Origin of the sequence: Citrobacter sp. Cpo100 (assembly GCF_030332595.1) — a bacterium.
Classification (GTDB): Bacteria; Pseudomonadota; Gammaproteobacteria; order Enterobacterales; family Enterobacteriaceae; genus Citrobacter; species Citrobacter portucalensis.
This window is the reverse complement of sequence record NZ_JAOWHM010000034.1, coordinates 184555-207941: the sequence shown is the minus strand read 5'-3', so window position 1 is coordinate 207941 and position 23387 is coordinate 184555. Positions and strand designations below refer to the sequence as shown.

The window sequence follows — 23387 nt, the reverse complement described above, 5'->3', positions numbered from 1 at the left end:
AATATAGATGCATTGAGTTTCGCAATTACAGACCATATACTATCAAAAAAATGTTTACCGTTTGTGATCCGTTTCTAATATGTAGTAAAAACAAGGCGACGCAACCATATTAATATAATTATTTTTATTATAATCACCATCAACATGTAATCAACTGCACAGCATCCACCATTACAACCGTAACAACAATAAACAATGCTTTCTGAACTTCAGTTCCCGCCAAAATATCGGATAATTTATTTATTAACCACACCCCACAATATTTCGACATATTATGGGCAGCATCAATAAAAAAAGGGCCAGCCTTTCGGCCAGCCCTTTTCTAACAGGATGTCGCTTGCGCGAATCTTAGTTAAGACGCTCTTTGATACGAGCAGACTTACCAGTGCGCTCACGCAGGTAGTACAGTTTAGCTTTACGAACAGCACCACGACGTTTAACAGCAATGCTGTCAACTACCGGAGAGTGAGTCTGGAAGACACGCTCAACGCCTTCGCCGTTGGAAATTTTACGAACAGTGAATGCAGAGTGCAGACCGCGGTTACGAATAGCGATAACCACGCCCTCGAATGCCTGCAGACGTTTTTTGGAACCTTCAACAACCCATACTTTCACTTCCACGGTATCACCCGGACGGAAGGAAGGTACGTCCTGCTTCATCTGTTCTTGTTCAAGTTGCTTAATAATGTTGCTCATAATTTAATCTCTTATCCTGGGTAAACTGATATTGGGGGCTTACGCCTGCCCATCATGTTTATGTTGCTGTTGTGCGTGTTCCTTTTTGAACTCCGCCAGCAACTTTGCTTGCTCTTCAGTCAGAGCCAGGTTTTCCAGAAGTTCAGGTCTTCTAAGCCAGGTCCGGCCCAGCGACTGCTTCAAACGCCAGCGACGTATCTCAGCGTGGTTCCCCGACAGTAACACCGCCGGTACTTCCATCTGCTCTAACACTTCAGGTCGGGTATAGTGCGGGCAATCCAGCAACCCATCAGCAAACGAATCTTCGATTGCCGAAGCTTCATGACCCAGTACCCCCGGAATAAACCGGGACACGGAGTCGATCAGCGTCATTGCTGGTAACTCACCACCGCTGAGTACGTAATCGCCGATTGACCATTCTTCGTCAATTTCGGTTTGAATCACGCGCTCATCTATTCCTTCATAGCGACCACATACCAGAATCAGCTTTTGATTCGTGGCCAGTTCGCTAACGCCCGCTTGATCAAGCTTGCGTCCCTGAGGTGACAGATAAATCACCTTTGCGCCTTCACCAGCCGCAGCTTTTGCTGCATGAATGGCGTCCCGTAAAGGTTGCACCATCATTAACATCCCCGGTCCGCCGCCGTAAGGACGATCGTCCACGGTACGGTGCCGGTCATGAGTAAAGTCACGAGGACTCCAACTCTGGATGTTCAGCAGGCCATTTTTTACTGCCCGGCCAGTTACCCCGTAATCGGTAATTGCGCGGAACATTTCTGGAAACAGGCTAACGATACCTATAAACACAAGCCAATCCCCATAACGCCGACTTTTACCGTTTATCCGGTGGTTTAAAAACCAGGATCCCAATCTACTTCGATAGTACGAGTAGCGAGATCGACTTTCTTGATAACCTGCCCATCGAGGAACGGCACAAGACGTTCCTTGATACCAAACGCATCTTTCAGGTTTGCCTTGATGACGATGACGTCATTCGAACCGGTTTCCATCATATCGACGACTTTACCGAGATCGTAGCCTTCAGTAGTCACTACCTGGCAGCCCATAAGGTCTTTCCAGTAGTAGGAACCATCTTCCAGCGCTGGCAACTGCGAGGAATCCACGACAATTTCGCAATTAGTCAGTAGATTCGCCGAATCACGATCGTCAACGCCTTTCAGCTTGATGATCAGATCCTGATTGTGGTGCTTCCAGCTTTCCAGCTGTACTTGCTGCCACTGACCCGCCTTCTGGATAAACCAGGGCTGATAGTCAAAAATGCTTTCGGCGTCTTCAGTGGAAGAAAACACTCTGAGCCAACCACGGATACCGTAAGAAGACCCCATTTTCCCCAAAACGATGGGTTCCACAGGAGCCTGTGCGGCGAGTTGCTTGCTCATCATGACCACCGTGACAGATTAAGCTGCTTTGTTTGCTGCTTTGATCAGCGTAGCTACGCGATCAGAAATAGTCGCGCCCTGGCCAACCCAGTGAGCGATGCGATCCAGATCCAGGCGAGTGCCTTCTTCTTTTTCGCTAGCGATTGGGTTAAAGAAGCCAACGCGCTCGATGAAGCGACCGTTGCGTGCATTACGGCTGTCGGTAACAACAACCTGGTAGAACGGACGCTTTTTAGCGCCGTGACGAGCTAAACGAATAGTAACCATAACATCCTCTTGTGTGAATAAAACACCCAGGCCCCATCGAGGAACGGAGCCCGGGTGTCATATTAAAAGCCCGAAAATTTTACTGATTTCTGGGGAAAATGCAATCAGCAGTTGATAACTCTGCTATAAAAGGCCGTTGGCGGTGCCGTCAGTTCGGTGCCGGCGTGCGCGCAGCCACCGGAGCGTACACGCAGTACGTGAGGATGGCGAGCACACCCCGGTGCCGAAATGGCAAACAAGCCAGGCCGATTAGCGGCCTGGGAATCCTGGGGGCATCATCCCCTTCATACCACGCATCATCTTCGCCATTCCGCCCTTCTTCATTTTCTTCATCATGCGCTGCATGTCGTCGAACTGTTTCAGAAGGCGGTTTACGTCCTGTACCTGCATACCGCAACCGGCAGCGATACGGCGTTTACGGGAACCTTTGATAATTTCCGGCTTAGCGCGTTCTTTCATCGTCATCGAGTTGATGATGGCTTCCATACGCACCAGCACTTTATCGTCCATCTGCGATTTCACATTGTCAGGGATCTGACCCATGCCCGGCAGCTTGCCCATCAGGCTTGCCATACCGCCCATGTTTTTCATCTGGTTAAGCTGTTCAAGGAAATCGTTGAGATCGAAGCCATCGCCTTTTTTCAGCTTGCTGGCTAATTTTTCTGCCTGTGCGCGGTCAACCTTGCTTTCGATATCTTCGATCAGCGACAGCACGTCGCCCATGCCGAGAATGCGCGAAGCAATCCTGTCCGGATGGAACGGCTCCAGTGCTTCGGTTTTCTCGCCGACGCCGAGGAATTTAATCGGCTTACCGGTAATATGACGAATAGAGAGCGCCGCACCGCCACGGGCATCACCATCAACTTTTGTCAGCACTACGCCGGTTAACGGCAGCGCTTCGTTAAAGGCTTTTGCGGTATTCGCGGCATCTTGACCGGTCATGGCGTCGACCACAAACAGCGTTTCTACCGGCTTGATAGAAGCGTGGACCTGTTTGATTTCGTCCATCATGGCTTCGTCAACGTGCAGACGACCGGCGGTATCCACCAGCAGCACGTCGTAGAATTTGAGTTTGGCTTCTTTCAGCGCGGCGTTAACGATATCGACCGGCTTCTGGCCGACATCCGACGGGAAGAAGTCAACACCGACCTGCTCGGCCAGCGTTTCCAGCTGTTTGATCGCCGCCGGGCGATAAACGTCCGCAGAGACCACCAGCACTTTCTTCTTGTGCTTCTCGCGCAGGAATTTACCCAGCTTACCGACGCTGGTCGTTTTACCCGCACCCTGCAGGCCCGCCATCAGCACCACGGCTGGCGGCTGTGCAGCCAGATTCAGGGTCTGGTTTTCTTCGCCCATTGCCGCAACCAGTTCGTTACGGACAATCTTGACGAACTCCTGACCCGGCGTCAGGCTTTTGTTAACTTCATGACCAACCGCTTTCTCTTTTACGCGATTGATAAACTCACGCACTACCGGCAGCGCTACGTCAGCCTCCAGCAGCGCCATGCGCACTTCGCGCAGCGTCTCTTTAACGTTGTCTTCAGTAAGGCGTCCACGGCCACTGATATTGCGCAGCGTGCGCGACAAACGATCGGTTAAATTATCAAACATTGTCTCTCGCCTGGGGTGGAAACGGTCGGTCGCGACAGCGACACATCAACAGAAATTTGTCGCAGTATAACATGAAGCCGCCTTTGTTGTTATGCAACGGTTGGAGCAGCGGTCACGTAACGCTATACTGCTTTTCTTTATCACTGGCCAACTGTCGACACCTATATGCCCGTTTTTGCTCTGCTCGCCCTTGTCGCCTACTCAGTCAGCCTCGCGCTGATTATTCCCGCTCTGCTGCAAAAAAACAGCGGCTGGCGGCGTATGGCTATTCTCTCTGCGGTCGTTGCGCTGGTAAGCCATGCTATCGCCCTGGAAGCGCGTATCCTACCCGGCGGTGAAAGCGGACAAAACCTGAGTCTGTTGAACGTCGGCTCGCTGGTAAGCCTGATGATCTGTACGGTAATGACCATCGTCGCGTCCCGCAATCGTGGCTGGCTATTGCTGCCCATTGTCTACGCCTTTGCGCTGATAAACCTGGCCTTCGCCACGTTTATGCCTAACGAGTTCATCACCCATCTCGAAGCTACGCCAGGCATGATGATTCACATCGGGCTATCACTGTTCGCTTACGCCACGCTGATTATCGCCGCGCTCTACGCGCTACAGTTGGCATGGATCGATTACCAACTGAAAAACAAGAAACTGGCCTTCAGCAATGAGATGCCGCCACTGATGAGTATTGAGCGGAAGATGTTTCATATCACCCAAATTGGCGTGGTTCTGCTGACGCTCACCCTGTGCACTGGCCTGTTTTACATGCATAACCTGTTCAGTACCGAGAACATTGATAAAGCCGTTCTCTCTATCGTGGCATGGTTTGTCTATATCGTTCTGTTGTGGGGACATTACCATGAAGGTTGGCGCGGACGTCGCGTCGTATGGTTTAACGTCGCAGGCGCTGGCATTCTGACGCTGGCCTATTTCGGCAGCCGTATCCTGCAGCAGTTCGTGAGTTAAATCTTTAAGGAACCCTACGTGGAACACATCTCCACCACCACGCTCATTATCACGCTCCTCATCATGGTGGTCATTTCCGCCTATTTTTCCGGTTCTGAAACCGGAATGATGACCCTGAATCGCTACCGCCTACGCCATCGGGCCAAACAGGGAAATCGCCAGGCAAAACGCGTTGAAAAGTTACTTCGCAAGCCGGATCGCCTGATAAGCCTGGTGCTCATCGGTAATAATCTGGTGAACATTCTGGCCTCCGCACTCGGCACCATTGTCGGTATGCGCCTGTATGGCGATGCTGGCGTCGCCATTGCCACCGGGGTACTGACGTTTGTGGTGCTGGTTTTTGCCGAAGTGCTACCAAAGACGATTGCCGCGCTATATCCGGAAAAAGTTGCCTATCCGAGCAGCGTCCTGCTGGCTCCTCTGCAGATTCTGATGATGCCGTTAGTATGGCTACTCAACACCATTACGCGACTTCTGATGCGCATGATGGGCATCAAAACGGATATCGTAGTGAGCGGTTCGCTGAGTAAAGATGAACTGCGAACGCTGGTGAATGAATCGCGCTCGCAAATCTCACGCCGTAACCAGGATATGCTGCTGTCAGTGCTGGATCTGGAAAAAGTCAGCGTCGATGACATCATGATCCCGCGTAATGAAATCATCGGCATTGATATTAACGATGACTGGAAATCAATCGTGCGTCAGCTTTCGCACTCCCCGCACGGTCGTATTGTGCTGTATCGCGACTCGCTCGACGATGCCATCAGTATGCTGCGCGTACGTGAAGCCTGGCGATTGATGGCCGAGAAAAAAGAGTTCACCAAAGAGACCATGTTACGCGCCGCCGACGAAATTTATTACGTTCCGGAAGGCACACCACTCAGCACCCAGCTCATTAAATTTCAGCGCAATAAGAAGAAAGTGGGCCTGGTCGTTAATGAATATGGCGATATTCAAGGACTGGTTACGGTCGAGGATATTCTGGAAGAGATTGTTGGTGACTTCACGACCTCAATGTCACCGACGCTTGCCGAAGAAGTCACACCGCAGAATGACGGTTCGGTGATCATTGACGGTAGCGCCAACGTTCGTGAAATCAATAAGGCGTTTAACTGGCACCTGCCGGAAGATGACGCACGTACCGTGAACGGTATTATTCTTGAAGCGCTGGAAGAGATCCCGGTTGCCGGCACACGTGTGCGTATTGGGCAGTACGATATCGATATTCTCGACGTGCAGGACAATATGATTAAACAGGTGCAGGTGTTGCCCGTCAAACCGCTGCGGGAAAGCGTATCGGACCAGTGAGAGTAATCCAGACCGGGTAGCGCATCAGCATTACCCGGTCTGAGGCTAATTAGCCTTTGGCTTTCGCCACAGAGACCATCGCCGCACGGATGGTACGTCCGTTCAGGGTATAGCCTTTCTGCATAACCATCAGCACATTACCGGCAGCAATGTCGTCAGACTCTACCATTGCAATCGCCTGGTGCACGTTCGGGTCCATCGGCACGTCGATATCCGCAACCACCTGTACGCCAAACTTCGCCACAACATCCAGCATTGACTTACGGGTCAGCTCAATACCTTCGACCATAGCCGCCATAGCGTCATTGTCTTTGTCCGCAACTTCCAGCGCACGGTCCAGGCTATCCAGCACCGGCAGCAGTTCGTTGACGAATTTTTCCAGTGCAAACTTATGCGCTTTTTCTACGTCCAGTTCGGTACGACGACGCAGGTTTTCCATTTCCGCTTTGATACGCAACACGCTGTCGCGCTCGCGCGTTTCGGCTTCAGCAAGCTGAGCTTCCAGATTCGCAATTTTTTCATCGCGCGGATCCACCTGCTCAGCAGAAGCGTCTGGTTCAACCGCCTCAACTTCTTCGTGCTGATCCATGATAATTTCTTCCGGGGCTTGCCCCTCAGGCGTTTTCTGTTCTTTACTACTCATGAATTTCTCCGCGTTTTTTTCGCATTCATCTCGCTAACTTGGCTTATTATGGGGATCAGATTCAGGGATTCAAGGGAAGTACTCACATTGTCACTAATCTTCGTTACAAGGACCTCGAGAAAATGAACAAACATTTCAAGTGTATTGGCATTGTGGGGCATCCACGTCACCCCACTGCACTGACCACACATGAAATGCTCTACCGTTGGCTGTGCGCCAAAGGTTATGAGGTTATCGTTGAGCAACAAATCGCCCACGAGCTGCAGCTGAAAAATGTGAAAACCGGTACGCTCGCAGAGATTGGCCAGCAGGCAGACCTCGCCGTGGTAGTCGGCGGCGACGGCAATATGCTGGGCGCCGCACGCACCCTGGCACGTTATGATATCAAGGTTATTGGCATTAACCGCGGTAATCTCGGTTTTCTGACCGACCTTGACCCAGACAATGCCCACCAACAGTTAGCTGACGTGCTGGAAGGCCACTACATCAGCGAAAAGCGCTTTTTACTTGAAGCCCAGGTGTGCCAACAGGATTGCCAGAAGCGCATTAGCACTGCGATCAATGAAGTTGTGTTGCACCCCGGAAAAGTGGCGCACATGATTGAATTTGAAGTCTATATCGATGAAATTTTTGCCTTCTCCCAGCGTTCGGACGGCTTGATTATTTCCACACCGACCGGCTCTACCGCCTACTCGCTCTCTGCCGGAGGTCCGATCCTGACGCCTTCACTGGATGCTATTACGCTGGTCCCGATGTTCCCGCATACGCTTTCCGCACGACCACTGGTGATCAACAGTAGCAGCACCATTCGCCTGCGCTTCTCTCATCGCCGAAACGATCTGGAAATCAGTTGCGACAGCCAGATCGCCCTGCCTATACAGGAAGGTGAAGACGTATTAATTCGCCGCTGTGATTATCATCTGAACCTGATACACCCAAAAGATTACAGCTATTTCAACACATTAAGCACTAAACTAGGCTGGTCAAAAAAATTATTCTAATTTAACGCCAACCTCTTTACTGTATAAAAAACCAGTTTATACTGTATGTAATTACAGTTATGGTTTTTCATACAGGAAAACAGTTATGTTGGCACAACTGACCATCAGCAATTTTGCTATCGTTCGTGAACTTGAGATCGATTTCCAGAACGGAATGACCGTTATTACCGGTGAAACCGGTGCGGGTAAGTCCATTGCCATTGATGCTCTCGGTTTGTGCCTGGGCGGACGCGCAGATGCCGACATGGTACGTGCAGGCGCCACGCGAGCCGACCTCTGCGCGCGATTCGCCTTAAAAGACACCCCCGCGGCTCTGCGCTGGCTGGAAGAAAACCAGCTTGAGGAAGGCCGTGAATGTTTGCTGCGTCGTGTTATCAGCAGCGATGGACGTTCACGCGGCTTCATTAACGGCACTGCCGTACCGTTGTCACAGCTGCGCGAGCTGGGCCAGTTGCTTATTCAAATCCACGGTCAGCATGCGCATCAGCTCCTGACAAAATCAGAACACCAAAAGTCTCTGCTGGATGGTTACGCCAATGAAGCGTCCCTGACTCAGGAAATGGCTGCGCGCTACCAGCTGTGGCACCAAAGCTGCCGTGACCTGGCGCATCATCAACAACAGAGTCAGGAGCGTGCAGCCCGGGCGGAACTGTTGCAATACCAGTTAAAAGAACTGAACGAATTCAACCCGCAGCCGGGTGAATTTGAGCAAATTGATGAAGAGTACAAGCGTCTGGCTAACAGCGGGCAATTGCTCACCACCAGCCAACAGGCGCTGGCTATCCTGGCGGATGGCGAAGACATCAACCTGCAAAGCCAGCTGTACACTGCAAAGCAGCTGGTCACTGAACTGGCAGGCATGGACGGCAGACTTTCCGGTATCCTGGATATGCTGGAAGAGGCCACGATCCAACTCAGCGAAGCCAGCGACGAGCTGCGCCACTATTGCGATCGTCTGGATTTGGATCCTAACCGTTTGTTTGAACTTGAACAGCGTATTTCCAAACAAATCTCATTGGCCCGCAAGCATCATGTTGCCCCTGAAGCGCTGCCACAGTTCTATCAGTCATTGCTGGATGAACAACAGCAGTTAGACGATCAGGCCGACTCGCTCGAAACCTTAACCCTGGCGGTGAACAATCACCACCAGCAGGCTCTGGAAACGGCAAAAATGCTGCACAAACAGCGCCAGCATTATGCTCAGGAGCTGGGACAACTGATTACAGAGAGCATGCATACTCTCTCAATGCCGCACGGTGTCTTTTGCATTGATGTGAAATTTGAGGAACATCATTTGAGCGCAGACGGTGCCGATCGCGTAGAGTTTAAAGTGACCACTAACCCAGGCCAGCCGTTGCAGCCGATTGCGAAAGTGGCTTCAGGTGGGGAACTGTCGCGCATTGCGCTGGCTATTCAGGTTATTACCGCACGCAAAATGGAAACACCGGCGCTGATTTTCGATGAAGTGGATGTCGGTATCAGCGGCCCGACTGCTGCGGTAGTGGGAAAAATGCTGCGTCAGTTGGGCGAGTCAACTCAGGTAATGTGCGTTACTCACCTGCCGCAGGTTGCTGGCTGTGGTCATCAACACTTCTACGTCAGCAAAGAAACGGATGGCGCGATGACCGAAACACACATGCAGCCGCTTGATAAACGCGCTCGCCTGCAGGAATTAGCCCGCCTGCTTGGCGGTAGCGAAGTGACGCGCAATACCCTCGCAAATGCAAAAGAACTGCTGGCGGCATAAACTTTTTTACCTTGTTAAGGTCTGAGTTCAACATAAAATCGCCGACCGACCCGACAGCAAAAGGTTTTAAAGTGGTGAAAGGTCTATTATCATCGGCATATTACATATGAGCCGCGTACTGCTCGGGCCCGAAAAGGAATCAAATCACTATGCGCTGTAAAACGCTGACTGCTGCTGCAGCAGTACTACTGATGTTGACTGCAGGCTGTTCCACTCTGGAGCGAGTGGTTTACCGCCCTGACATCAACCAGGGAAATTATCTGACACCTACCGATGTCGCCAAAGTGCGCACGGGTATGACGCAACAGCAGGTTGCTTATGCTCTGGGTACACCAATGATGTCCGATCCTTTTGGCACTAACACCTGGTTTTATGTGTTCCGTCAGCAACCTGGTCATGAAGGCGTAACCCAGCAAACACTGACGCTGACCTTTAACAGCAGCGGCATTTTGACGAACATTGATAACAAACCTGCTTTGACCGACAACAAGTAGGATTAACAGATCAAAAAAAGGTGCTCAATGAGCACCTTTTTTATTGTCTGCTATTTTTTAGCAGATTTCTCTGCTCGCTGTCTGCGCAGCTCTTTCGGATCGGCAATCAGTGGCCGGTAAATTTCCACCCTATCACCGTCCTGGAGAACATCAGCAAGCTTTACCGGACGGCTGTAAATGCCCACTTTATTTTTGCTGAGATCGATATCGGTACGTAATTCCAGCAGCCCGGAAGCGCGGATAGCCTCTTCCACCGTAGCGCCCTGTTGCAGCGTCACACGCTGTAGATACTGTTTCTCGGGTAGCGCATACGCCACTTCAACAACAATTTTAGCTGACGCTGACACTGTAAACCTCTTTCGCGCGGACCGTGAAGGCCTGCACCATGTTCGAAGCCAGCTCTTTAAAGATACGACCAAATGCCAGCTCGATTAACTTATTGGTAAACTCAAAATCGAGATGAAATTCAATGCGGCACGCTTCATGACTCAGTGGCGTAAACTTCCATCCGCCAATGAGTTTCTTGAACGGTCCGTCGACCAGATGCATCAGGATGCTCTGGTTACTGGTCAATTGATTGCGCGTGGTGAACGTTTTGCTAATCCCTGCTTTCGAGACATCCACCGCCGCGGTCATCTGTCCCGGAGTCGACTCCAGCACACGGCTACCGGTGCATCCCGGTAAAAACTGGGGATAGGATTTAACATCATTCACTAGCTGATACATCTGTTCCGCACTGTAAGGTACTAAAGCGGTCCGGCTAATCTGAGGCATAACAATTTCCATCAATATCAATCACACAAATAATACCATTTATCCCCCGCTAAAAAAAACGCTATAGCCTAACTCGTGCTAAGATAGCGCCTTGCGCCCCGCTGGATGAAATGGGGTGTTTTTCGATTCCAGATTACCTATACTGAGCGGCATTATGACGAAGAAAAAAGCACACAAACCTGGCTCAGCCACAATCGCGCTTAACAAGCGCGCACGACACGAATACTTTATTGAAGAAGAGTTCGAAGCAGGACTCGCTCTGCAAGGTTGGGAAGTCAAATCCCTGCGGGCGGGTAAAGCGAACATCGGCGACAGCTACGTCATCCTTAAAGACGGCGAAGCGTTCCTGTTTGGCGCCAACTTCACGCCAATGGCTGTTGCCTCAACGCATGTGGTATGTGATCCCACCCGTACCCGTAAGCTGTTGTTAAACCAACGTGAGCTCGACTCCCTGTATGGTCGAATGAATCGTGACGGTTATACCGTTGTTGCGCTTTCACTGTACTGGAAAAATGCCTGGTGCAAAGTGAAAATTGGCGTCGCGAAAGGTAAGAAACAGCACGACAAGCGCTCCGATGTGAAAGAACGCGAATGGCAGTTAGATAAAGCGCGTATTATGAAAAATGCTGGACGCTAAACGCTATTCTCCTATGACCAGTCTCTCATCCTGAGACTGGTTCTTATTTTTTAGTTATTGAAACCCACCCAATACATTCATCAGGTTTATGGTTTATTTGTGCTGAATCGTTCAGGTATGAAATAAACTCCCCTGGCATTACCGTAGCGCCCCATAGTCTAATAAAATAAAACTTCAAGACCATGCCACCTATATTCAAACTTATTTAATAACACTATTATTACTGTTGTTTATTATATCACTTCTCATTTCAATTAAAATGCAAAACCTTTAAATACAATAAGTTAACTAAAAATAAATCATTAAATACACACCGGAAAGTATACTTTTCAATTAGCAAAATATATTTTTAATATGGATAAGTTGCAGAATACATTCTTTCTGACTATATCATCTAATACGAAAGAACTATTCAGCTAACAGGGCCCGAACGTATTTGATAAGTAAATGAACCTCTGCATGACCTAATCAATGTAATTACATGTGTAAATTCATCTTTATGGTGAACGGGGCCCCTGTCTGCTCATTTTCCCAGCGCGCTGTTGCGGATTAATACTCCCGACATGCCATCAGGAGTGAACATATGCGTCTACTCGCCGTTGTATCAAAATTAACTGGCGTTTCCACAAATGTTGAATCCTCTGAAGTTACGCTCAGTTCGCCTTCTATCGTGAAACTGTCGGTGTCACGTGAGGAGGTAAGTCAACTGACTCGCGTGAATCAGGATCTGGTTGTCACACTCCGCTCAGGTGAAACCATCACCATTAAGAACTTCTATGTCGGAAAAGGTGATGCGCAAAACCAGCTTGTTCTGGAAGACAGTAATGGCGCGCTGTGGTGGGTTCAGGATACTGATGGGGCATTCCATTTCCAGCATCTGGACGATCTCACTCCGCTAATGACTGCCGAGGGAAGCCATGAAGGCGGCGCCGTCTGGCCGTGGGTTCTTGGTGGGATCGCGGTCGCAGGCGGAATTGGCCTCGCGGCGGGTGGTGGAGGTGGCGGCGGTGGTGGCGGCGGGAGTGATAATAACGCCGGTAACGGAAATGGCGGAAATGGCAACGGTGATGGCAACGGTGGTAATGGGGATGGTGGTTCACCGCCAACAACAACCCCTAACATGCCTGACGTACCCGTTATCACCAGCGTAATTGATAACCAGGAGCTGATTACTGGCCCTGTTAATCAGCTGGAATCCACCAACGACAATACGCCCACTCTTCAGGGCACCGGCCCCGCAAATGCCACATTGCATATTTTTGATAACGGCGTCGAAATAGGCCAGGTCACTATCGATGCCAACGGCAACTGGTCGTTTACGCCATCCTCTCCACTCGCAGACGGTACCCACAAGTTTACCGTCAGTGCATCAGACGGTACGGGCAGCAGCGACATGTCGGACAGTTGGGAGATTATTGTCGATACGCTTGCCCCCGATGCCCCTGTGGTCACAGAAGTAACTGACGATTCAGGTTCCATTAAAGGCTTGATAGGTAATAACGGTGTAACCGACGATGCCACGCCAACCCTCACAGGCACTGGTGAAGCGGGCTCTTACATCAGCATTTCTGATAATGGCATTCTGATTGGCATGGTTCAGGTGGATGACAATGGTAACTGGACGTTTACACCTGACACGCCGCTTAGCGACGGTGTTCACAATCTGACGCTGACGCAAACTGACGATGCGGGTAACGTGAGTACGGAAACGAGTGTACCGACATTCACCGTCGATACTACCCCGCCTGAAGGCGCGGTCATTTCCTCCGTAAACCTGCAAGGCACCGAGGTAACCGGTAGTGCAGAGGTGGGAAGCCAGGTCATTATCATCGGTAGTAATAATCAGGTTTTGGGTTCAACTACCGTTGATCAAACCGGCAATTTCGTCATCGCGATTTCACCGTCACAGACGCACGGTGAAGCACTGATCGCGAAGATTCAGGACCAGGCAGGCAACGTCGGGCCAGACACGTCCTTCAATGCCACCAACTCTGGCTACCCGGGCGTGCCTGTTATCATCAGCATTGTGGATGATGTTACCCCCTCAACTGGACCATTGAACAATAATCAGGCCACCAACGACCCAACGCCTACGATCTCGGGTACCGCAGACGCCAACAGCACGGTTAACATTTATAACAACGGCGCGCTTGTTGTAAGCGTGCTTGCCGATTCCAGCGGCAACTGGACCTGGACCTCCAACACCAACTTGCAGGACGACTCATACTCCTTCACCACCACAGCAACCAACCACCTGGGCACGGGAGGAACGTCAGCGGCATTCAATATCACTATCGATACTCAGCCACCGTCAGCGCCGGACGATCTGAACGTATCTGCCGACGGCTCTGTCGTCACCGGTACAGCCGAACCAGGAAGTACCGTGACCATCAATAATAATAACGGTCTTCAGATCGGCAGCGGCGTCGCCGGAACGGATGGCTCATTTACCATCACCATTAACCCGCCTCAGACCAATGGTGAAACCATTACCGCTATCGCCACCGATCCTGCCGGGAACCCAAGCCTACCGGAAACCGCGCTCGCGCCAGACATCACGGCCCCGCTGCCGCCAGCTAATCTGGTGATTAATCCTACAGGCGATCAGGTTACCGGCATGGCGGAACCCAACAGTACGGTACATATTCTGGATCCTGGTGGCGCGATAATTGGAACAGCAACCGCTGGTTCGAACGGAGAATTCACCGCCACGCTGGTTCCGCCGCAGACCAACGGAGAACATCTTGTCGCCAACGCGACGGATGCTGCTGGCAATACCAGCGGCAACAGCGCGATTACCGCCCCGGATACCACGGCGCCTGACGCGCCAACCGGCGTCACCGTCGCCGGGGACGGTGGTTCTGTAAGCGGACATGCTGAAGCGGGAAGCACCGTCACCGTAAAAGACAGCAATGGTAATCAGATCGGCACAGGCCAGGCAGACAGCGGCGGCAACTTCACGGTGTCGATTACGCCTTCGAAAATGAACGGCGAAACGGTAAAAGTTACCGCAACGGACAGCAGCAATAACGAGAGTCAGCCAACTTCCGCGGTGGCTCCGGATATTACCGCCCCTGGAACGCCCATCATCACCGCCGTGACGGATGACCAGCCCATGTACCAGGGCCCTCTCAATAACGGCGACGTCACTAACGACAGCAAACCTAAACTGGAAGGCACCGCCGAAGCAGGTTCTCAGGTCAAAATTTACGATAACGGCACCCTGCTGACGACCGTTGTCGCAGATATCAACGGTAACTGGAACTATACGCCAGCCTCGGCGCTGAGCGAGGGTGCTCACATCTTCACGGTGACCGCCACAGACGCCGCGAATAACACCAGTAGCGCGGCAAGCTGGAAAATCATTGTCGATACAATTGCGCCAACTGTTCCAGTGATAACGTTGGTTAACGATGACGTTGGCAGCATTACGGGCAGCGTTGCAAATAACGGTTGGGTCACCAACGACAATACGCCAACCATCTCGGGTACCGGTGAGCCAGGTTCACTGGTAAACCTGTACGATGGCATTCAGTTATTGACGGTTATTCTTGTCGACAGCTCGGGTACCTGGAGTTATACCGTTCCGGGGAATCAGGTGCTCAGTGATCGCACCCATCAGTTTACGGTATCGGCAACTGATGCCGCCGGTAATGTCATCACCTCACCCACAGTGGTCAACGTTACCGTAGATACCCAACCGCCAGGCGCTCCTGTCATTTTGGCTGCTACCGACGACGTTGGGAATGCACCGATCGATCTGCCTACCGGAAGCCGTTCAAACGATACCTTGCCAGAGCTGAAAGGAACCGGAACAGACGGTTCTAAGATCACTCTTTATGATGGAGCTACGCCAATTGGAAGCACGACTGTTTTGCCCGGAGGCACCTGGAGTATTCAACTCGACCAACCGCTCAGTGAAGGCACACACAATTTATCCGCTATTGCCACGGACGTTGCAGGCAACGCCAGCAATGCCGGGACCTTTACGCTAACGATTGATACCACCCCACCAGCAGCCCCGGTTATCAGCTCCGCAGAAGGTCTGATTGGCACAAATCTACAAACGCTGAGTAACGGCAGCAGTACCAAGAGCTTGAATCCCGAACTCTCCGGAACCGGCGAGCCCGGCGCGAAGATTACGATTTATGATAATGGCGGTTCCATTGGTACCGTCACCGTACAGCCAGACGGCACCTGGACATTTACCCCAACCTCACTCACCGACGGGCCGCATAAGTTCACCGCTACAGCGACTGACGTTGCAGGCAACACGGGGATCCCATCGGCCAGCTTTACCTTGACGGTAGACAACACACCTCCCGCACAACCAGCCGCGCCAATCATTACCGACGATGTGGCTCCAGTAACAGGTGTGGTCACTAACGGCAACACCAACGATACTACGCCAACCTTTAGCGGCACGGGGAACGTCGGAGATTTGATTACCGTTTATCTGAACGGCACTCCCCCTTTGCAGGGAACGACAACAGTAGGTGCAGACGGAACCTGGAGCTTTACTCCGCCAGCACCGGTTACTCCAGGTACTTACCAGGTAACCCTCACCGCAACCGATCCTGCGGGCAACGTCAGCCAGCCGTCGAATGCCATCACACTGAACATCGACACGACGCCGTCTGCGCCGCCGGTGATTATCGCCGCCAACGATAATGTCGGCGATGTCATGGGCGACCTTGCGCCCAACGCCGTGACCGATGACACCACGCCAACCATTCGCGGTACAGGTATCGATGGGGACATCATCACTCTGTATAACGGCGGTACGGTGATCGGTACTGCAACGGTGGCTGGCGGCACCTGGAGTATTACTCCCGGGACTGCACTAGCAAACGGGAACTACACATTAAGCGCTACCGCAACAGACCCCGCAGGTAACGTCAGCAACAATTCAAACAGCATTTCGTTTACGGTTAACAGCACGAAGCTGACACTGCCGCAGGTAACGGATATCCAGGATAACGTTGGCGTCTTTACCGGTTCGCTAACCAGCGGCAGCGTCACGGACGATACAACGCCAACCATTAGCGGGACCGGCACACCGGGCAGTACGGTGTTAATTTACGATGGCAACAATCCCATCGCCATTGCGACGGCTACCGTTGCCGCAAACGGCATCTGGAGTGTGGATGTTCCCCTCACGCCCAACGTCACTCACACACTGACTTTCGGCGCCGTAGATAACGCAGGTAACTCACTGGCAGCAGATAACCCGCTGACGTTGTTTGTCGATACCCTGCCACCTGCAACACCAACGGTTACCAATGTAGACACTAACGGGACGCTGGTTAGCGGCACCGCCGATGCAGGCAGTACCGTCATCATTCGCAGCGGTAGCACCATTCTCGGCCAGGGGGTGGCAGACGGTTCAGGTAATTTCTCTGTCACAATTTCACCGGCACAAACAGCCGGCCAGGCGCTCAACGCCATCGCTCAGGATACCGCCGGAAATCAAAGCGACCCGACAACGTTTAACGCTGCTACCTCCAGCGTTCCGCATCCCCCAACGCTTGAGATCGTTGATGACATTGCGCCCATCATGGGGGTGATTGGCAACGGTAAAACCACCAACGACACCTTACCGCTGCTGCAAGGGACGGCCACTGCCGGGGCGACTGTTAAAATTTATATAGATGGCGGAACGCCCCCCATCACGGTAACCGCCGATGCCGTCTCTGGCGCATGGAGTTATCAGTTACCCACCCCGCTGACTAACGGCACAACCTATAACTTCACGGTGTCACAAACTGTAGGCGGCATCACCAGCGGTTTATCGCCCAACTACGCTATCACCATCGACACTACGGCACCGCAAGCACCGACTATCACCAGCATTATCGATGATGTCGCCCCCGGCACTGGATCGTTGGATAAAGGGCAAATTACAAATGATTCACGTCCGACGCTCAACGGAACTGGCGAACCCGGGGCAACCATTACCCTCTACGATAACGGTGTCGCTTATGCCACAACGACCGTAAACAGTAACGGATTCTGGAGCTTTACCCCGACAGCACCGCTGGGAGAAGGAGATCATCTCTTTACCGCCCGCGCAACGGACGCCGCTGGCAACCAGGGAGATCCATCCAGTGATTTCCGGATCATTGTCGATACCCTGGTACCGAATGCGCCATCTATTGTGACGGTCACGGACAACGTTGGTACGATCCAGCCCCTGACCTCCGGGCAGTTGACCAATGATAATACCCCAACGCTTGCTGGCGTTACCGAGGCGGATTCGGTTGTTACCATCCGCGATAATGGCACGGTAATCGGCACAACCACCAGCGACGAAAATGGCAACTGGAGCTTTACGCCTGCCCCTGCTCTCGGAGAAGGAAGCCACTCGCTGACTGCCAGCGTTACAGATAACGCGGGTAACATTAGCCCGACAACGCCACCATTTGTGGTCGTCGTCGACACGCTGGCGCCAGCCGCACCGAGCATTACCTCAGTAATTGACGATCAACCCGGCAATACCGCGCTGACCAACGGACAGCTTACAAACGATGCGCAGCCTACCCTGAACGGCAAAGGCGAGATTGGCGCCATCATCACGATCCGTGATAACGGCGCTGAAATAGGTACAACTCAGGTGGACGAGTCAGGTAACTGGAGCTTCACTCCGGATGCTCCGCTGGGACAGGGGCAACATAATTTCACCGTCGTTGCCACAGATCAGGCGGGAAACACAGGCGGAGTATCATCATCGTTTACTATTGAGCTGGACTCTATTGCCCCGTCAATACCGGTCATCAGTTCGGTGCAGGACAATACCGCGCCGACAACCGGGCCTATCTCCAATGGGCAAATCAGCAACGAAAGTCGCCCGGCGCTTAGCGGTACCGGTGAAATTGGCGCAACTATTACCGTGCTGAGCGATGGTCAGCCGATTGGCACCACCATCGTCGGCGCAGGCGGAAGCTGGAGTTTTACGCCCTCTGCGGCATTGGGTAACGGCCAGCATACTCTGACCGTCACGGCTACAGATAGCGCAGGCAATACCAGCCTGCCTTCTGGTGGCTTTACCTTCACCGTCGATACTCTGGCACCGACAGCACCAGTGATTACTCAGGTTGCGGATGATGTCGGCCCACTGATTGGAAATCTGAACAACGGTCAGGCCACGAACGATCCACTTCCGACGCTTAGCGGTACGGCAGAAGCCAATTCCATGGTGAAAATTTACGATAACGGAGCGCTGATCGGATCTGCTCCTGTAGATGGTACGGGCGCCTGGACCTTCACACCGGGAACCCCACTTAGCAACGGTAACCACGCGCTGACGGTAACAGCCACCGACGCGGCTGGAAACGTCAGCCCGACGTCTGCGGGATTTAACATCGTTGTTGATACCGTCGCCCCGCTTGCGCCAACGATTATCCAGGCGTTTGATGACGTGCAGCCGGGAACCGGAACGCTATCGAACGGAACCTTCACCAACGACACCCGTCCCGTACTCAGCGGTTCAGCGGAAGCCGGTGCCCGGGTAGCCATCTACGATAATGGCACGCTGCTGGCAACGGTGACTGCGGCGATAGACGGCACCTGGGAATATCTGACCACCACACTTGGCAACGGTCAGCATGTGTTTACCGCCATCGCCACCGACGCCGCCGGGAACGTGAGTCCTGTCTCAGGTGGGTTTACGATTAATGTCGACACCATTGCACCATCCATCCCGCTGCTGGTCTCTGTGGTGGATGATATCGCAGGCGGCGTGTTCAATGCAGCGCTCAGCAACGGACAGCTGACCAACGATGCACGCCCGACGCTGAACGGCACCGCCGAGGCAGGCAGCACCATCAGCATCTATGACGGAAGCACCCTGTTGGGTACCGCGCTGGTGCAAAGCAATAACAGTTGGTCGTTTACCCCAACCACACCGCTGGCTAATGGATCGCACACCTTCACAGTCACCGCCACTGATGCGGCGGGCAACACCAGCGGCGCGACGGCAGGCTTTAGCGTGGTGGTTGACACCACGGCGCCGACGCAGCCTTCAATCAGCAGCATTATTGATGATATTGGGCCAAACACCGGGCCGATTGGCAGCAATCAGCCGACCAACGACGCGCGCCCAACGTTAAACGGCATCACGGAAGCCTACGCGCGAGTTGATATTTATGATAACGGCAGCTTTGTCACCAGCGTAACGGCGGATGGCAGCGGCAACTGGAGCTACACCCCGACTACCGCGCTGGCACAAGGTACCCACTCGTTTACCATCACTGCAACGGACAGTGCGGGTAATACCAGTGGCATATCGTCTGCGGCAGCGATCGTGGTCGATACCGTTGCCCCGGGTATCCCAACCGGGCTGGCGGTAAACGCCAACGGCACCGCGCTCACCGGCGTTGCCGAGCCAAACAGCACGGTCATTATTACCTCCAGCGGCGGAACGGTGCTCGGCACGGCAACCGCCAACGCCTCCGGTAATTTCACCTTCACTCTGAACCCACCGCAAATCAGTGGGCAAACTCTGATGGTCAGCGCACAGGATGCCGCAGGCAACATCGGTACGGCGGGTAACGTGCTGGCACCGTTTACCGGCGTACCACCTGCGCCTGTTATTGCCAGCGTGCTCGATGACGTCGGCACTATCATGGGACCCGTCGCTCCCGGTAAAACCACCAATGACACCCTGCCAACGCTCAGCGGAACGGCGCAAGCTAACGCCGTCATCAATCTGTACAACAACGGCGTGCTAATGGGCTTCACGACCGCAGACGGTAACGGGATCTGGAGCTTTACCCCATCCGGTGCACTCAGCGAAGGTAACCATGCGTTTACCGCCACGGCAACCAACGCCAACGGCGCAAGTGGGTTGTCCGGTTCGTTCAGCGTGATCGTGGACACCACGCCACCGACCGCGCCAACGCTCCTGATCAGCGCCGATGGCGGTACCGTCAGCGGCGTCGCCGAAGCGGGAAGCACGGTCACCATTTCTCTGCCCGGCGGCACCAGCGTGACGGCAATCGCCAACAGCAGCGGTGTCTACAGCGTCAACCTGCCGGTTCGCCAGATTGAAGGGCAGTCGCTGTCCGCCACGGCGACCGATGCGGCGGGAAATACCTCATCGCCGACTAACGCTCTCGCACCAGTATTGCCGCTGCTGGCTGAAGACAATGTCACCAGCCTGCCGCTACAAACCGATGTCACCGTCAGCACCGAGCATCAAAGCGATTATGGTTTCCTGTTGGTCAATGCGCTGGGAAATGTCGCCAACGTGCTGGGGAACGATACGGCAAGCGTGAATTTCAGCATCGCTTCTGGTGGCAGCGGATCCATTACAATCAATGCCGCAGCGACCGGCGTAGTGCTGTCGCTGTTAAACACACTTGAAGTCGTCATCCAGCGCTTTGACACCGCGCTGAATGCCTGGGTGACGGTGGTGGATACCGGAAAACCAGACTTTGCCAGCCTCCTCACTCTGGGCGCCTCAGGCGTAACGCTCAATTACAGCGGACTGACTGGCGGTGATTACCGCGTGGTCAGCTACAACACCAACCTGCTGGCGACCGGGGCATACACCAGCCTTGATGTCTCAGTGGTAAAAGCCAGCGCAGGAACCATCACCGGCGGTACTACCGAGTCTGGCAATATCATCACCGATACCGATCCCGCCAACGGGCAGGATAATGCCCCTTCCGGCACGCTGGTCACCGCCATCACCGACGGTAACGGCAACGTCGTGAACATCCCGGTGGGTGGCATTGATGTGCAGGGGAAATACGGCATCCTGCATATCAATCAGAACGGTAGTTACACCTATACCCTGACCAATACGTCAATCTCGGTGTATGGCCGTTCCGAAAGTTTCACCTACACGCTGACGCATGGCAGCGATCACTCCTCGGCAAAACTGGTGGTAACGCTCGGTCAGGCGCCCACCACCAGTACGGTAACCGCGGCAGACGATGTGGCTGCGCTGACTTACGGGACGCAGGTCATCGCGGTTGATCATGGCACATCACAGCAAACCGGCTTCACCCTCGCCAACGTCGGACTGGGTAATGTGCTGGATGTCAGTCTGGTTAACGGTTTAACCAATCCGATCAAATTTAATGTGGATGATGGCGCAACCCGCACGCTGACCGTCAAGGCCAACGTTCTCGGCGTCACGGTTGGCGGTTTTGATCTCTATGTTTATCGCTTCAACGAGTCCATTCAGCAGTATGAGCAGTTCCGCGTGAAGCCCAACTGGGTCACAGCGCTGCTAGGAGGTAGCTCAACGGATTACACCATCACCCTGCCTGGCGGTGACTATCTGTTCCTGCTTAACGCCTCCGGCGGTCTGACGCTGCTGACCAGCTATACCCTGAATATCCAGGCCGATCATACCTACGCCGTCGACAGCCTGAGTGCGACAACCAATGGAAACCTGCTGGTCAACGACTCGGCTCCGGCCAATACCGTTATCACCGAAGTTAACGGTGTCACCGTAAACGGAACGGGCACTACCACCATTAACGGGCAGTACGGCACGCTGACTATTGATGCGAAAGGGAACTATACCTACACGCTGAGAAGCGGACTGGGCGCAGACGGTATCAATACGCCGGACAGCTTCGTGTATAAGGTCAAAGCGCCAAACGGCGATACCGGCAGTGCATCGCTGAATATCAAACCAACCCCACAGGCGCTGGATGCAGTAAATGACGTCAGCAGCACGATGGCGGTTAGTACCCAGGCGGATACTTCCCGGTCGTTTACCGACGACAGCGTCGGGAACGCCAGCTGGAGTGCCCAACTCCTTTCACCCACCTCAAAAAGTGGTACTGGCGTCATTGAAATCGCTACGGGAACGGCGGTGCAAAACGCCATACTGCATTTTAACGTCGCGTCAGGTCTGACGCTGGGCGGGCTGACCGTCACCTGGGCGCTGTATGACAGCAACAACATCAAGATTGCCGGTAACTCTTTCAATGGCGGATTGCTGGTTGGTGGCAATATCGATATAGCCTTGAGCGGGATCGTACTGCACCCCGGCAACTATCGCCTCGACTATACCGGAAGCGTCGGGGGGCTGGGCCTGGGGAATATCACCATCACCCCCAGCGTGAAAGGTACGATAATCGACCTGCAAAACTTCGAGACTTCCACAGCGAACAGCGTCACCGGCAATATTTATGACGGAGACCATATTGCCAGCGTGCATACCTTGCTGACGGTGAACGGCACGGGCGGCAGTACCGTCACGCTTGATCCGCTGAGTAGCACGACCAGCGCCATCATTAACGGGTTGTACGGCAAACTGACCATTGGCATTGATGGTCATTACACCTATGCCCTCAACAGCGATGTCTCGCTCTCCACCATCGTCACCAAAGAGACATTTACCTACACCCTTAACGACCAGAATGGCCATACCGATACCGCTACGCTGACCATCAATATGAATCCGCAAGTGGTGAGTACCGTCGATGCCGATCGCCTGACTGGCAGCGCCTACGGCGATACGCTGATTTATCACCTGCTCAACGCCAACGACGCTACCGGCGGCAACATTAGCAATGGTGCTACCGACACCTGGACCAACTTCTCACTGGCCCAGGGTGACAAAATCGATATCGGCGACCTGCTGGTGGGCTGGAACGGGCAGAACGCTACGCTCGGCAACTACCTCACCGTAACCACCAGCGGTAACAACACGGTGATTGCCATCGACCGCGACGGTACGGGCAACACATATCACTCAACCAATCTCATAACGCTGGAGAACGTACACACCACGCTCGATGAGCTGGTGCAACAAAATCACATCGTGCCCTGACGTTAACGCAATGCGTTAAAGCGCCATAACTACAGCCCCGGATGCCATGACGTCCGGG

The 23387-nt window shown here is 53.2% G+C and carries 15 protein-coding genes; 7 read left to right on the top strand and 8 right to left on the bottom strand.

The features are described from left to right. Window positions 1-348: 348 nt before the first annotated feature. From rplS to ffh, 5 genes are all read right to left on the bottom strand, one after another. A complete protein-coding gene (rplS, locus tag OGX96_RS12445; protein ID WP_002914145.1) occupies window positions 349-696 on the bottom strand; it encodes a 50S ribosomal protein L19 in 348 nt (115 codons plus the stop codon). A 39-nt stretch (window positions 697-735) separates the two neighbouring features. Beyond that, window positions 736-1503: a tRNA (guanosine(37)-N1)-methyltransferase TrmD gene (gene trmD, locus OGX96_RS12440; RefSeq protein ID WP_286583186.1), complete on the bottom strand. Its 768-nt coding sequence runs from the start codon at window positions 1501-1503 to the stop codon at window positions 736-738. Between the two features lie 44 nt (window positions 1504-1547). Continuing rightward, complete coding sequence (gene rimM, locus OGX96_RS12435) at window positions 1548-2096, bottom strand: ribosome maturation factor RimM (RefSeq protein ID WP_003031230.1); 549 nt, start codon at window positions 2094-2096, stop codon at window positions 1548-1550. Window positions 2097-2114: 18 nt separating this feature from the next. After that, window positions 2115-2363: a 30S ribosomal protein S16 gene (gene rpsP / locus OGX96_RS12430; protein ID WP_003031228.1), complete on the bottom strand. Its 249-nt coding sequence runs from the start codon at window positions 2361-2363 to the stop codon at window positions 2115-2117. A gap of 249 nt (window positions 2364-2612) precedes the next feature. Beyond that, window positions 2613-3974, bottom strand: coding sequence for a signal recognition particle protein (gene ffh, locus OGX96_RS12425; protein ID WP_003031226.1), 1362 nt, complete (start codon window positions 3972-3974; stop codon window positions 2613-2615). Between the two features lie 165 nt (window positions 3975-4139). Between ffh and OGX96_RS12420 the strand changes: the two genes are divergently transcribed. After that, window positions 4140-4931: a cytochrome C assembly family protein gene (locus OGX96_RS12420; protein ID WP_003031224.1), complete on the top strand. Its 792-nt coding sequence runs from the start codon at window positions 4140-4142 to the stop codon at window positions 4929-4931. Window positions 4932-4949: 18 nt separating this feature from the next. Beyond that, the gene (locus tag OGX96_RS12415; protein WP_008785520.1) at window positions 4950-6239 is read left to right on the top strand and encodes an HlyC/CorC family transporter; all 1290 of its coding nucleotides are present in this window, start codon (window positions 4950-4952) and stop codon (window positions 6237-6239) included. Window positions 6240-6288: 49 nt separating this feature from the next. On the opposite strand, the gene grpE is transcribed toward OGX96_RS12415, so the two are convergent. Beyond that, window positions 6289-6882: a nucleotide exchange factor GrpE gene (grpE, locus tag OGX96_RS12410; protein WP_286583184.1), complete on the bottom strand. Its 594-nt coding sequence runs from the start codon at window positions 6880-6882 to the stop codon at window positions 6289-6291. Between the two features lie 122 nt (window positions 6883-7004). On the opposite strand from grpE, the gene nadK reads away from it, so the two are divergent. The 3 genes from nadK to bamE all read left to right on the top strand — a co-directional run bounded on the left by nadK (window position 7005) and on the right by bamE (window position 10124). Next, window positions 7005-7883, top strand: coding sequence for an NAD(+) kinase (gene nadK / locus OGX96_RS12405; RefSeq protein WP_003826406.1), 879 nt, complete (start codon window positions 7005-7007; stop codon window positions 7881-7883). Between the two features lie 85 nt (window positions 7884-7968). Continuing rightward, window positions 7969-9630 carry a DNA repair protein RecN gene (gene recN / locus OGX96_RS12400; RefSeq protein WP_032944610.1) on the top strand — a complete coding sequence of 554 codons (1662 nt, stop codon included), beginning with the start codon at window positions 7969-7971 and terminating at the stop codon, window positions 9628-9630. Between the two features lie 149 nt (window positions 9631-9779). Then, complete coding sequence (gene bamE / locus OGX96_RS12395) at window positions 9780-10124, top strand: outer membrane protein assembly factor BamE (RefSeq protein WP_008785524.1); 345 nt, start codon at window positions 9780-9782, stop codon at window positions 10122-10124. A 50-nt stretch (window positions 10125-10174) separates the two neighbouring features. Here bamE and OGX96_RS12390 read toward each other — a convergent pair whose 3' ends face one another. Next, window positions 10175-10471, bottom strand: coding sequence for an RnfH family protein (locus OGX96_RS12390; RefSeq protein WP_008785525.1), 297 nt, complete (start codon window positions 10469-10471; stop codon window positions 10175-10177). Then, window positions 10455-10898: a type II toxin-antitoxin system toxin RatA gene (gene ratA, locus OGX96_RS12385; RefSeq protein ID WP_003826396.1), complete on the bottom strand. Its 444-nt coding sequence runs from the start codon at window positions 10896-10898 to the stop codon at window positions 10455-10457. Before ratA ends, OGX96_RS12390 begins: the two co-directional genes overlap by 17 nt. Window positions 10899-11052: 154 nt before the next feature. Here ratA and smpB point away from each other — a divergent pair, with 154 nt between their 5' ends. Together smpB and OGX96_RS12375 are read left to right on the top strand one after the other, a co-directional pair. Beyond that, complete coding sequence (smpB, locus tag OGX96_RS12380) at window positions 11053-11535, top strand: SsrA-binding protein SmpB (protein ID WP_003031211.1); 483 nt, start codon at window positions 11053-11055, stop codon at window positions 11533-11535. A 583-nt stretch (window positions 11536-12118) separates the two neighbouring features. Next, complete coding sequence (locus tag OGX96_RS12375; RefSeq protein ID WP_286583183.1) at window positions 12119-23329, top strand: BapA/Bap/LapF family large adhesin; 11211 nt, start codon at window positions 12119-12121, stop codon at window positions 23327-23329. Window positions 23330-23387 lie beyond the last annotated feature (58 nt).